At 76.5% G+C, this 12494-nt stretch carries 13 protein-coding genes; 3 read left to right on the top strand and 10 right to left on the bottom strand.

The features are described from left to right. Nucleotides 1-57 precede the first annotated feature (57 nt). Together ADEH_RS21385 and ADEH_RS21390 are read right to left on the bottom strand one after the other, a co-directional pair. A complete protein-coding gene (locus ADEH_RS21385) occupies nucleotides 58-876 on the bottom strand; it encodes a family 1 encapsulin nanocompartment shell protein (protein WP_011423185.1) in 819 nt (272 codons plus the stop codon). Further along, entirely contained in the window at nucleotides 873-1232 is a 360-nt protein-coding gene (locus tag ADEH_RS21390; RefSeq protein ID WP_011423186.1) for an encapsulin-associated ferritin-like protein, read from the bottom strand. Before ADEH_RS21390 ends, ADEH_RS21385 begins: the two co-directional genes overlap by 4 nt. Nucleotides 1233-1324: 92 nt before the next feature. Here ADEH_RS21390 and ADEH_RS21395 point away from each other — a divergent pair, with 92 nt between their 5' ends. Together ADEH_RS21395 and ADEH_RS21400 are read left to right on the top strand one after the other, a co-directional pair. After that, complete coding sequence (locus tag ADEH_RS21395; RefSeq protein WP_232287371.1) at nucleotides 1325-1975, top strand: DedA family protein; 651 nt, start codon at nucleotides 1325-1327, stop codon at nucleotides 1973-1975. A 72-nt stretch (nucleotides 1976-2047) separates the two neighbouring features. After that, the gene (locus tag ADEH_RS21400; protein ID WP_011423188.1) at nucleotides 2048-2422 is read left to right on the top strand and encodes a response regulator; all 375 of its coding nucleotides are present in this window, start codon (nucleotides 2048-2050) and stop codon (nucleotides 2420-2422) included. Nucleotides 2423-2450: 28 nt separating this feature from the next. On the opposite strand, the gene ADEH_RS21405 is transcribed toward ADEH_RS21400, so the two are convergent. From ADEH_RS21405 to ADEH_RS21440, 8 genes are all read right to left on the bottom strand, one after another. After that, nucleotides 2451-4973, bottom strand: coding sequence for an MMPL family transporter (locus ADEH_RS21405; protein WP_011423189.1), 2523 nt, complete (start codon nucleotides 4971-4973; stop codon nucleotides 2451-2453). A 12-nt stretch (nucleotides 4974-4985) separates the two neighbouring features. Continuing rightward, nucleotides 4986-5717: a metallophosphoesterase gene (locus ADEH_RS21410; RefSeq protein ID WP_011423190.1), complete on the bottom strand. Its 732-nt coding sequence runs from the start codon at nucleotides 5715-5717 to the stop codon at nucleotides 4986-4988. Continuing rightward, entirely contained in the window at nucleotides 5714-6460 is a 747-nt protein-coding gene (locus ADEH_RS21415) for a lysophospholipid acyltransferase family protein (RefSeq protein WP_011423191.1), read from the bottom strand. Before ADEH_RS21415 ends, ADEH_RS21410 begins: the two co-directional genes overlap by 4 nt. After that, entirely contained in the window at nucleotides 6457-7161 is a 705-nt protein-coding gene (locus ADEH_RS21420; protein WP_011423192.1) for a 1-acyl-sn-glycerol-3-phosphate acyltransferase, read from the bottom strand. The genes ADEH_RS21415 and ADEH_RS21420 overlap by 4 nt, the downstream gene beginning before the upstream one ends. Before the next feature lie 18 nt (nucleotides 7162-7179). Next, nucleotides 7180-8319, bottom strand: a complete 1140-nt coding sequence (locus ADEH_RS21425; protein WP_011423193.1) for a glycosyltransferase family 4 protein — start codon at nucleotides 8317-8319, stop codon at nucleotides 7180-7182. Between the two features lie 9 nt (nucleotides 8320-8328). Continuing rightward, a complete protein-coding gene (locus ADEH_RS21430) occupies nucleotides 8329-9108 on the bottom strand; it encodes a CDP-alcohol phosphatidyltransferase family protein (RefSeq protein WP_011423194.1) in 780 nt (259 codons plus the stop codon). Nucleotides 9109-9114: 6 nt separating this feature from the next. After that, nucleotides 9115-10422, bottom strand: coding sequence for an inositol-3-phosphate synthase (locus tag ADEH_RS21435; protein ID WP_011423195.1), 1308 nt, complete (start codon nucleotides 10420-10422; stop codon nucleotides 9115-9117). Nucleotides 10423-10601: 179 nt separating this feature from the next. Beyond that, nucleotides 10602-11726: a winged helix DNA-binding domain-containing protein gene (locus ADEH_RS21440; protein WP_011423196.1), complete on the bottom strand. Its 1125-nt coding sequence runs from the start codon at nucleotides 11724-11726 to the stop codon at nucleotides 10602-10604. A 118-nt stretch (nucleotides 11727-11844) separates the two neighbouring features. On the opposite strand from ADEH_RS21440, the gene ADEH_RS21445 reads away from it, so the two are divergent. Further along, nucleotides 11845-12348, top strand: a complete 504-nt coding sequence (locus ADEH_RS21445) for a DoxX family protein (protein WP_011423197.1) — start codon at nucleotides 11845-11847, stop codon at nucleotides 12346-12348. Nucleotides 12349-12494 lie beyond the last annotated feature (146 nt).

Here is a 12494-nt window from a genome sequence, read left to right on the forward strand (position 1 = left end):
CATCTTCCGCCCGCCCCCCGGGCCCGTCAGCATTCCGTTCGGGGACGCCGCGCCGCGCTACCGCACCACCGCCACCGAGCCCGGCGCGCCGGGGAGCAGCGTCACCGACTCGGCGAGCGAGACGAGGTGGAAGATGCCCTCGCGCCCGTCGTAGGCGGCGGTGAGCTCCTGGCCGACCACGGCCTGCGGGCCGGAGGCGGAGCGGACCACCACCACCGCGCCGTCGCGGAGGCCGGGCGCCTTCACGATGCCGCCCTCGAACGCGGGGAGGAGCTGCTGGTAGGGCGTGAGCGCGGTGCCCGCGAACGGCCGGAAGAGCTGGTAGAAGCGCGCCGGCGACACCGCCGCGGCGTACGGCCCGTGGCGGCCGGCGTCGTCGAGCGCGGTCAGCGCCGCGAGCAGCGCGTCGCCGGCGCGGCCGGGGTCGGCCCAGTCGCCCGCCGGCACCTCGACGAGGCCGGGGTGTTCGAGCAGCCCGCGCACGCCGGCGCCCGCGTGCCCCTCGAACAGCAGCCGGTCCTCGGCGCGCGCGATCCGGCGCGCCGCCTCGGCGGCCTCGGTGAGCGTGAGCGGCTCGCCGCGGCGCTCGAGCGCCTCCACCGCGCGCGCGCCCAGCCGGAAGGTCCGGTGCAGCACCGGCAGCGCGCGGACGCTCGGCACGTGCACGTGCGTCTCGTCGCCCGCCTCCGGCTCGTCCTCCCCGCCGGCCGGCGCGTCGTCCGCCACCCCGGCGCGCGCCTCGAACCCGAGCGGCCCGATCACCCTGAGGAGCCGCCGCCCGGCGCGCGCCTCGGCGGCCGCCGCCTCGATCGCCTCGTCGATCCGGTCCCACACCTGCTGCCCGAAGGGCGCGCCGTCGCGGTCCTGCCAGCTCATCGGCCGCCCTCCCGGCCCGCCCGGCCCCCGGCGTCCGCCGCCCCGGCGGCCTCCCCGGCCTCCTCCTCGCGCGCGATCGGCCCGGCGTGGCCGGTGTGCATCCGCAGCATCCGCGCGAACACCACGTCGTGGCGCCGGATCCACTCGAGGATCATCATGGCGTGCTCGACCTCCTCGTCCCGGTTGTGCTGCAGCACGCGCTTCAGCTCGGGATCCGAGGCGGCGTCCACCCGCTGCTGGTACCAGTCGATCGCCTCCAGCTCCTCCTGCAGGGAGACGAGCGCCCGGTGGAGATCCTTCGTCCGTGCGGAGAGCGCGTCCTCGCGCTCGTGGAAGCCCTGCGATGCACCGGCCATGTCGGTAGGGGTGCGCAGGCGGGCGCGGCGCGCCAAGCCCCCGCGCGAACCGTCGCTTCCGCGCCGGCGCCGTTCGTGGCATGGAAGCGTGGGTGGACAGCCCCGCTTCCTTCCTCGAGCGCTGGCACTACGGCGGCCTGTTCGCGGTGATCCTCGCCGAGGAGGCGGGCATCCCGCTGCCCCTCCCCGGCGACCTCTTCATCGCGGCCATGGGCTTCCTCGCCCACTCGCACCGCGCCGCGTTCCTGCCCACCGCGGCGGTGGTGACGTCGGCGACGGTGCTCGGCGCGACCGTGCTCTACCTCGTCTCGCGCCACGCCGGCCGGCCGCTGCTGCTCCGGGTGGCGCGGCGCTTCGGCTACACCGAGGCGCGGGAGGCGCGCCTCGAGGCGTGGCTCACCCGCCGCGGCGCGGCGGCGGTGGTGATCGGCCGGCTCATCCCCGGGCTGCGGATCGTGATGACGGTGGTCGCGGGCGCGCTCCGCCTGCGCCAGGGCACGTTCGTGGCCGGCACGCTGGTCGCCGGCGCGCTCTGGGCGACGATCTACTTCTGGCTGGGGTGGGCGCTCGGCGCCGGCTACGAGCGGCTCGCCGGCGAGGTGCGCCTCGAGGCGCTCTGGCCCTGGGCGGCCGCGGGCGGGGTGCTCGCGGCGGGCGCGGTGCTCGCCTGGCGCGCGCGGCGGCGGGCCGCTGCGACCGCGGCCGGTTCCGTCGAGAGCCCGCCCTCCGGGTCGGCCGGCTGAAGGGGCCGCTGCGTCTCGCGGCCGGGTGGGTCGGCGGTCGCGCGGCGGCCCCGCCCTGTCTAGCTTCGGTACGTGGAAACCGCCGGCAACGTCGTTCGCAGGGTGATCCTGGTGGAGGACGATCCGGGGATGCGGGAGGCCATCCGTGCGCTGCTCGTGCGGGTTGGCTACCAGGTGGCGCCCGCCGTGGACGGCGCCGAGGCCTGGGAGCTGCTGGCGCGCGGCCCGCGGCCTGCGGCGGTGCTGGTGGATCTCTACACCCCGCGCATGACCGGCCACGACCTGGTGGCGCGCATCCGCCGGACGCCCCGCCTCGCGGTGGTGCCCATCATCGCCATGAGCGGCGAGCGCGCCTCGCGCGACCGCCCCGCGGCCGAGGCCTTCCTGGAGAAGCCCTTCTCCCGCGAGCAGCTCGAGTGGGCGCTCGAGCAGGTGGGCGCGGACTGATCCACCCCCGGGGCGGCCGCCCGGCCGCTCAGGGTTGCGGCTCGGCGTCGGTGCCGCCGCGCGTCGCGGCCGCCCGGGCCGCCGCCGCGCGGGCGCGCGACCGCTCCCGCCAGCGCATCGCGGCGGGCAGCGCCAGCAGCGCCGCCGCCAGGCACGCCACCTCGCCGAGCACCGCCAGGAGCCCGAACGAGATGAGCGCCTGGTTCCGGGCGATGAGCAGCGACGAGTAGCCGATGATGGTGGTGAGCGAGCAGAGCGCCACCGCGCCGCCGGTGGTCCGGACGATGTCCGCGACCGACCCGGCGTGATCGACCCGCCGGCGCTGGAAGATGTTGGTCGCGTAGTCCACGCCGATGCCGAACGTGATGGGCAGCGCGATGAAGTTCAGCATGTTGAGCCGGAGCTGGAGCGCGCCCGCGAGCCCCATGAACCAGAGCACGCCGACGCCCAGCGCCGCGAGCACGCCCAGGGCGTCCCCGAGCGAGCGCACCGAGCGGCGCCCGAGCCCGAACGCCAGCATCACCAGCGCCACCACGCCGAGGAGCGACAGCACCGTGGCGCGCGGGCCGTCGTGCTCGATGGCGTCGAGCACGTCCGCGAACACCAGGGTGGAGCTGGCCATGGGCAGGTCGGGGCGCGGCATCGGCACCGAGCGCAGCTCGCGCGCGAAGCGGCGCACGTCGAGCCCGTTCCAGACGTCCATCCGGCCCGACGGGTAGACAAGCACCGGGGTGCCGACGCGCCCGTCCACCTCGGTGAGCTGGCGCCGGATCATGTCCGGCAGGTCCTTCGCGCCGAACGGGCGCAGGTCCGCCGGCGGGAGCACCTGCTCGATGGCCAGGCGCTTCTCCGGCGAGAGGAAGGAGAGGTTCTCCGGGGTGGCGAGCGCGCGCAGCTCGCGGATGAGCGGGAGCTTCGCCTCCTGGCCCTCCGGCACGAACGCGGCGACGGAGAGCACGTGGCCGAAGGTGGTGTCGGGCGTCGCCCGCATGTGCGCGTCGAGCGCCTTCGCGATGGCGCGCGCCTCGCCCTCGTCGCGGGCCAGGATCGCGGTGGGCGAGAGGTGGTCGCCGTGCAGCGCGTCCACCCGCTGGTCCCACCAGCCCGGGCCGCCGTCGGCGAGCGCCGACTGATCGCGCAGGCGGCGGAAGTCGTGCTCGATGGGATCCCGCGCCCAGCGGACCACCATCACCACCGAGGCGATCGAGAGCAGCACCGCCACCGTGACCATGCGGCGCGGCGCGCGCTCCACGATGGCCGAGATGGCGTAGGTGAAGACGGGGCGCGCCGGGCGCTGCCCCTGCCGCGGGATGGGCGCGCGGCGCTCCCAGGCGAGCACCAGCGCCGGCGTGACCGCGTACGCGGACACCCAGGACAGCGCCATGCCCAGCCCGCCGATCAGGCCGAACTGGTTGAAGCCGCGGAAGTCGGTGGAGAGCAGCGAGGCGTAGGACACGCCCGCGGCGAGCGCCGCGGTGAGCGTCGCGAGCCAGGTGTTCGCGAGCGCGGTCACCATGGCGGGCCCGGGGGCCTGCCCGCGCCGGCGGTCCTCGAGGTAGCGCGCGAACAGGATCAGCCCGACGTTGATCCCGTTGCCCACCACGATGGAGCCGAGGAAGGCGGTGTTGGAGTTGAGGTGGCCGACGAAGATCTCGGCCAGGCCGAACGTCGCGAAGGTGCCCACGAGGAGCGGCGCGCCCACCGCGAACACGGCCTTCCAGGTGCGGTTGTAGACGACCACCGAGGCCGCCACCGCGAGCAGCACCAGGATGGTGGCCCACACCAGGTCCTCGGCGAGCGCGTCGTGCTCGAGGATGTTGTTGGCCACGTACCCGCCGTAGCCCACCTCGATGCCGGCCTTCGCGGGGTCGAGCCGCCCGACGGTCTCCTTCACCACCCGCTCGAGCGCCACCACGTCGCGGTAGTCGCCGGGCGGCGCGTCGAGCCGGATGACCATGGCGAGCGCGGTCATGGTCTCGCCCGGCGCGTGGCCGGGCACCTCGCCCATCACGTAGCCGCTCGGGAACTTGCCGAGCAGCCCCTTCCGCTCGCCGGCGATCCGATCGACCAGCCCCTCCACGTCCGGCGCCGGCCCCTCCGCCTTCCCCGCCAGCCGCGCCCGCTCCCACGCCACCCGCGCGCCGAGCGTGTCGCGCAGCGTGGCCAGCTCCTCGCGCGACAGGAACAGCAGCAGGCGCGGCTTGAAGAAGTCGCGCGCCTCGTCCACGCGGTACTCGACCCACCGCAGCAGGCCGGGCGGCGCGTCGTCCAGCGCGTCCGCGAGGTCGTCCGCGAAGAGCTGCAGCGCGAGCGGGTCCTTCCCCGCCAGCACCACCGACAGCTCGGCGAAGCCGCCGATGCGCTTCGTGAGCGCCTCCAGGTCGCGGGCGCTCCGGCTGTTCGCGGGGAGCAGCTCCGACATGTCCGGGCGCAGGTCGGCGTACAGGCGGAACGTGCCGTACCCGCCGGCGAGCGCCACCAGGGCGGCGACGGCGAGGATGGCGGCGCGGCGCCGCTCGGAGAACCGGACGAAGGCTTCGATGATGCGCATGGATGGCGTCTTCTACCTCATCCCGCGCCCGGGGCGCGGATCCTCGATCTGCGGCCTCGGCGCCGGGTCCGTGCCCGGCTCGGCCAGGTCGGCGGCGTGCAGCACCGCGAGCCGCGGCCCGCCGGGGCCGAGCTCCAGGTACTCGAGGGCCTCGCCGTGGAGCGAGCCCGCGTTGGCGTAGCGATCGCCCGGCGCCAGGTGGGCCCGGTGCACGTGCCCGAACACGCCGAGCGAGAAGCCGTCGCGCTCCACCTCGGCCAGGCACCGGCGCCGGAAGGTCGCCACCATCCAGTCCTCGGCCACGGCGCGCGCGGCCGCCTCGGCGAACCATGCCGCGCCCCGCACCACCCCGAACCGGCCGAAGCGCCGGGAGATTCCGTCGCCGAGCCGCCCCAGCGCGGAGGCGTTCACCGGGTCGGCGGCGTGCCCGTGGGCCACCAGGACGCGGCCGGTCCCGGGGACCTCCAGGACCACCCGCTCCTCGCCCGCGTCCGGATCGTGGTTGCCGCGCGTGCGCCGGAGCCGGCCCTCGCGGCCGAGCGCCTCCAGCTCGGCGACGACCAGCGGGTGCGCCGCCTCGGCCCGTCCACCGCCGGTGAACAGCTCGTCGAAGGCGTCGCCGTTCAGCACCACCGACGCGCCGTCGGCGCGCGCGCGCGCCAGGAAGGCGCGCGCCAGCCGCCCGTGCACCGCCGGGCTGCCCGGCGCGAGGTGCCAGTCGCTCGCGACGCGCCAGACGGTCACCGCCCCGCCCTCCGCCTCGCGACCAGCCGGTCGTACAGCGCCTGCGTGCGCTCGCGCGCCAGCTCCTGGAGCGGCTTCACGACCGCCGGATCCCGCGCCGAGCCCGGCCGCCGCTCCACCGGGATGGGCTCGCCGATCGCCATCTCCATCCGCGCGGGCAGCGGCAGCGGCGACCAGAACGACAGCTTGCCCCACCGCACGCCCGGGTACGCCTCCGCGCCGCCCACCACCGCCACCGGGACGATGGGCACGCCGGTGCGCACCGCCATGCGCGCGAAGCCGAGCCGCCCGTCCCAGCGCAGCCGGTAGAAGTCGCGGGAGGGCTGCGCCTCGCGCATGCCGCCGGGGGTCACGAGCAGCGACTCGCCGCGCTCCAGCACCGCGACGCAGTCCTCCTCGTCGGTCCCGACGATCCCGGCGTGCTCCTTCACGCGCGGCAGGCCGGGCAGGAAGCGCTCGATCTGCGACTCCGCCCCGACGATGCGCAGCGGGCGCCAGTCCTCCAGCCGCCCGCTCTCGTGGAACTCCTTCCAGCCGAGGAAGTAGCAGGCCATCACGAGGTCGAGCACCAGGTACCCGGCGCCGTGCAGCGCCACGTAGATGCACGGGCCCTTCGGCACCGCGCCCTCGACGGTCATGCGGTGGTAGCGGACGAGCCGCCGCGCGCCGCCGAGGATCCAGCGGTAGGCGGGGTGCCGCGGGTCGAGCGGCGGCGGTGGGGCGTGGGGGGCTTGGCGGCTCACGTGCGGCTCCAGGGGGGTGCGCGCCGCGCGCGGACGGCCTCGTCGAGCAGCGCCTGCGTGGTCGCCGCGACCCCGTCGGCGAAGGCGGCCACCGCGGCCGCGTCGCCGGGCGGCGGCGGCGGCAGGGGGGCGCCGAACCAGAAGTCGAGCGCCACCGGCAGCGGCACGGGCGGGAGCCACAGGGAGCCGTTCTTGCCGAGCGGGAGGCGGAGCGGGTGCTGCTGGTCGGCGCCGGCGATCGCCACCGGCACCACCGGCACGCCGGCGGCGGCGGCGATGCGGGCGTAGCCGCGGCGCCCGGCCCAGTCGAGCGCGTCCTCGTCGCCGTACAGCTCGCGTGCGCCGCCCGGGAACACGAGCAGCGACTCGCCGCCCGCGAGCGCCGCGAGCGCCGCCTCCTCGGTCGCCTCGATGGTGCCGACGTGGCGCCGGACCCAGGCGAGGCCGGGGATGCGGTGCAGCGAGGTGCCGCGCTTCTCCATGGGGCGGAACGGGATCCGGTCGGCGTCCCAGAACGTGAGCAGGCCGAGCAGGAAGATCTCGAAGTAGAGCCAGGTGCGCGGGTGCTTCGCGACGTAGATCACCGGCCGGTCGCGCGGGACCGCGTCGAGCCCGTGCACGCGCGGGCGGTACCAGAGCTTGAGGCCGCGCGCGAACGGGACGAGCACCGCCTTCTGGCGCCAGGTGCGGGGGAAGGCCATCGCGCGCTCCCGCCGCGGCTAGCCCCGCGCCGCGCGCGCCACCGGCGCGAGCGGGGGGACGGCCAGCGCGGGGCTCCCGGCGCCGGCCACCTGGTAGATGTGCAGCACGCGGGCCGCCACCCGCGACCAGCACAGCGCGTCGGCGCGCGCGCGCCCGCGGGCGCACAGCCGCGCCCGCAGCCCGGCGTCGAGCCCCGCCCGCCACAGCGCCGCGGCGAGCGCGTCCGGATCGCCGGCCCGCACCAGCAGCGCGGCGCCGCGGGCCGCCTCGGCGTAGCCGGGGATGTCGCTCGCCACCACCGGGCAGCCCGCCGCCATGGCCTCGGCGAGCACCATCCCGAAGCTCTCGCCGCCGAGCGACGGCGCGCAGAACACGTCGCTGTCGCGGTAGGCCCGGGCCAGCGCGTCGTCGCTCACCCGGCCCAGGAAGCGGACCCCGGCGCGGGCGGCCCGCCCGGCCCAGCGCTCCACCGGTCCGTCGCCGACCACCTCGACCTCCACCGCCTGGCCGCGGGCGCGCAGGCGCTCCGCCGCCTCGAGCAGCACCGCCAGGCCCTTGCGCGGCTCGCCGAAGCGCCCGACGAACAGGACGCGCGGCGGCGCGTGCGGCGGGCGCGGCCCGGCGTCGGCGTCCGCCCCGAACCGCCACCGCTCCACGCCGTTCGGGATGACGGCGATGCGGCCGCGGAAGATGGGGCGCGCGAAGCGCTTCGCCTGGCGCGAGACCGCGATGCCGAAGTCCACGCGGGCCAGGCCCGCGGAGGCGAAGCGGCGCAGCACCGACTGCAGCCACGGCTCGCGCTCGGCGTTCGCGTGGAACGTCGCCACCACCGGCCCGCGCGCGTGGCGCAGCGCGTGGCGCCCCGGCCCGGGCACGATGGGCTCGTGCACGTGGACGACGTCGAAGTCGTGCGCGTCGAGGTAGGCGCGGGTGGCGCGCTCCGACACGAGCAGGCCGATGCGCGCGACCGAGCCGTTCGCCGGCACCGGCAGCACGCCCCGGAGCCCGTCGCAGCCGTCCGGCACCGCGCCGCTCGCCGGCCCCAGCACCCGCGCCTCGACGCCGAGCCCGCCCAGCGCGCGGGCGAGGCCGAGCGCGTGGCGGTTCACGCCGCCGTCGTGGGACAGGTCGTACGGCGTGACGATGCAGACGCGCACGGCCGATCCCTAGGGCGTGCCGGCCGGCGGCGCGCCCGGGGCGCCGTGCTGGGCCCCGCCCGCGGCCGCACCCTCGCCGTGGCGGAGCATCTGGTGGATCACCCACAGGCGCCCGAGCGCGGTGCCGCCCGCGCCCAGGGCGACGAGCGCGCAGGTCGTCTCGAGCAGCGGCAGCACGGCCGGCGCGGGCACGAACGACGCCGCGAGCAGCGCCGCCATGAGCATCACCACCCGGTGCGGCCGCTCCAGCCCGAACGTCGGGCAGGAGACGCCCAGGCCCTCGCCGCGGGCCCGGGTGTACGAGACCATCATCGAGGCGGAGAGCGCGCCCACCGCCCACAGCATCCCGGAGCGATCCGGGAACGCCGCGGCCAGGCCGGCGAACATCGCGATCTCGGAGACGCGATCGAGGTTGGAGTCGAGGAACGCGCCGGCCCGGGTCTGGGTCCCGGTGCGGCGGGCCAGCTCGCCGTCGAGCAGGTCGCACCAGGAGCCGTAGACCAGCAGCAGGAACGCCCACCCGAAGCCCCCCAGCCCGACCGCGACGCCGGCGGCCGCGGTCAGCGCGGTGCCGATGGCGGTCACGCCGTTCGCGGAGAGCCCGACCGCGTTCGCGGCGCGCAGCAGCGGCCCGCTCACGAAGTAGGCCCACCGGCCCAGGATCCCGATGATCCCGCGCCGGCCGGTGAAGCGGGCCGGCTCGGGCGGGCGCACCACCGCGTAGGCGAGGGCGGTGGCCGCGCCGAGGGCCAGGTGGGCGAGGATCGCGAGTCGCGCGCCGGTGGGCATCGCCGGCTAGCCGACCGCGGCCTGCTTGGCGGCCTGCGCGGCCGCGTCGGCGTAGCTGCGCAGCTTCGCGAACAGGTTGGTCTGCTGCTGGAAGAGGTCGTGCACCGCGCCGTTGCCGGCCGCGGTCACCGGGCTCTTGAAGAAGAAGGAGAGCCACTCCTGCGGCCCCTTCTCCCCGGCCCGCTGCGCCAGGTCGGCGAGGATGGCGAGATCGACCGCGAGCGGCGCCGCCAGGATCGAGTCCCGGCACTGGAAGTTGACCTTGATCTGCATCGGGTAGCCGAGCCACCCGTAGAGATCGATCGCGTCCCAGCCTTCCTTGTTGTCGCCGCGCGGCGGGTAGTAGTGGATCGTGACCTTGTGGTCGATGTCCCCGTAGAGCTCGGGGTGCTGCTTCGGCGACAGGATCGAGTCGAGCACCGAGAGCTTCGAGACCTCCTTGGTCTTGAAGCTGGCGGCGTCGTCGAGCACCTCGCCGTCTCGGTTGCCGAGGATGTTGGTGGAGAACCAGCCGTCGAGCCCGAGCAGCCGCGCGTGCAGCATGGGGGCGATGGTGGTCTTCATCAGCGTCTGGCCGGTCTTGAAGTCCTTGCCGCCGGTGACGATGCCCTCGCGCTCGGCCAGCTCGCGGAGCGCGGGGGTGTCCTGCGACAGGTTCGGCGCGCCGTTCATGAACGGCAGCCCGGTCTTCATCGCGGCGTAGGCGTAGACCATCGACGGCGCGATGGTCGGGTCGTTCCGGTCGAGCGCGGCCTCGAACGCCTCCAGCGAGGCATGGGCCGGGCCGATCTCGGCGTAGACCTCGGTCGAGCCGGTCCACACCATCACGCCGCGGGCGCAGCGGTGCTTCTCCATGAAGCCGCGGATGTCGGCCTGGAGCGCCTCCGCCTTCTCGCGCAGCGAGCCCTTCTTGACGTTCGGGCCGTCGAGGCGGCGCACCCACTCGGTGTCGAACACCGCCGGCATGGGCTTGATGGCCTCGAGCTCCGCCTTGAGCGGCTCGAGGTGGTCGCGGTTCAGCACCCGGGCGCGACACGCGGCCGCATACACGTCGTCCGGGATGGGATCCCAGCCGCCGAACACGAGGTCGTCGAACGACGCGAGCGGCAGCACGTCCTTGATGAGGCGGCCGTGGTTGTGGCCGTCGTCCAGGAAGTGGCCGAGCTGGGTGAGCGACCCCACCGGCTGCGCCAGCTTCTTGCGGACGGCGTGGACCCCGGCGATGGCGGTGGTGGCGACGGCGCCCATGCCAGGCATGAGCACCGCCAGCTTTTCCCCCTTGCGCAGGGGCTTGAGACCGGAAACGAGTTTCATGTGCACACCTCTGGGCGGTGGCCGCGAAGGGCGCGGCGCCTCCTCTTCCTGCCCCCGCGCTCCGGAAGGCTGCACGCCGCCCAGGAACGCATGACGGCAGAACGGGCTGCCGGTGGCCGGGTTTCTACCTCATGGCGGGCCGGGGCGAAAGGGTAAGGCGCACCCCGTGGGAGCCGCGCTCATCGGCGGCCTGCCGCGTTCGGCCGGGCGAAGCGCACGTCGTGAACCCGCGCGCCGGGCTCCATGAAGCGCAGGAGCGCCTCGCCCTCGGCGCCCAGCGCCAGCCGCGCGGCGCCGTCGAGCGTCGCGAACGGCTCCACCACCAGCGCCGTCCCGCGCCGCCCGCGCTCGGTGCGCCAGGTCCCCTCCACCCGCCCGTCCACCAGGAAGCACGCGCGCACCAGCCCGTTGTTCGTCACCACCAGCGGCCGGTGCGCGTCGTCGATGAACCGCCGCCGGTCGGCGTGGGCGAGGAGGATGGCGTCGAACTCCCCCAGGAACCGCACCGGCGCCGCCACGTCCTCGGACGGGCGCGGCGCGTCGGCGAGATCGAGGAGCTCGCGCCCGTCCTCGTCGCGAAAGGTGCGCAGGCCGGCCCCGGGCCCCTCGAGCGCCTCGCGCACCGCGCGGAGGCCGGTGAACGTGGCGAGGTCGGCCACGCTGGCCGGGCCGACCGCGGCGAGCGCGCGCCGCAGGAGCGCCTGCGGCGCCGCCGCGGCCTCGCAGGGCCGTCCCAGCCAGGCCTCCGCGTCCGCGAACGACGCCGCGCCCGGCCATCCCCAGGGCGCGCCCGCCTCCGGCACCTGCACGAGCGGCAGGGTGTAGCGCACCGCGAGCAGCGCCACGTCGGCGTCCGCCCCGGGGAAGCGGTCCGCCACGAGCGTCCGCAGCGCGTCGAACGTGCACGGCGCGTCCGCCAGGCAGCCGCGGGCCGCCCCCTCCAGCGCCGGCCGGTCGAAGGTCTCCAGCCGCCGCCCCCGGCCGGCGCGCAGCGCGGCCTCGAGCGACGGGCCGAGCGCGGCCCGCAGGCGCAGGAGATCGCGGGCGGAGAGCAGCTGCAGCGTGCCGCGCAGGAACGGGGCGCGCACCACCTCCCGCGCCAGGGCGGCGCGCGAGAGGTCCGCCGGCGCGAAGCCGTCGAGGCGCGCCCAGAGCGCGAGGAACGGCGGGCGGGCGAGCTGGGCCTGGACGCAGAGGAGCCGCTCCAGCGCGCGCACCGGCCCGGCCCGCTCGCGCGCGAGGAGGAGCTGACGGGCGAGCGTGGCGCGGTTCAGGGCGCGGCGGGTGAGGAGCGGCGGGGGCATTCCGCCGACAGTGTAACCCGCCGCCCCGACGCGCGGGCGCCCGGCCGCCCGGCGGCGCGCGGCCGCGCGGTTGCGGCCCGGCGCGCCGGTGCGGATCGTCGTCGCGGAGGGGAACGCGATGCGGACTGCGGACGGTCGCTGGCGGCGGCGGGCGGTGGCGGTGGCGGACCTGCCCGCACGGCTCGCGCTCGGGAGCACCATGCTCTACCACGGGCTGTCCAAGCTGCGCGGCGAGGGCCCGGCGCAGACGGCCCGGATGTTCGAGGGGCTCGGGCTCCGCCCCGGCCGCGCGCTCGCGGTGGCGACCGGCGTCGCCGAGACGTTCGCCGGCGCCGCGGCGATCCTCGGGATCGCCACCGCGCCGGCGGCGCTGGCGGTGATCGTGACGCAGGCGGTCGCCATCGGGAAGGTGCACGCGCCGAAGGGCTTCAGCGTCGGGCAGGGAGGCATGGAGTTCAACCTCGCGCTCGTCGCGATGGCGCTCGCGCTGCTCGCCGAGGGGCCGAGGACCGTCTCGGCGCACCACGCGGCGCGGCGGCTGGCGCGGCGGCGCGGCCTCCCGGGCCTCCTCGCCGCGGCGCGGCCGGGCCGCGTCGAGCGCGCGCTCGCGATGCTCGGCTGACCGCCCGGCCTGCGCCGGCCCGGCGCCGGCGACCCCCGGAGCGGGGCCGGCGGGTGCGCGGCAGCGCCCACCCACGCGGGTGGGCGATGGTGGACCTGGGCCGAATGTCACGGGATTATGCGCTCGGCCTCCTTGTTTCCCGACGG

Origin of the sequence: Anaeromyxobacter dehalogenans 2CP-C (genome assembly GCF_000013385.1) — a bacterium.
Taxonomy (GTDB): Bacteria; Myxococcota; Myxococcia; order Myxococcales; family Anaeromyxobacteraceae; genus Anaeromyxobacter; species Anaeromyxobacter dehalogenans_B.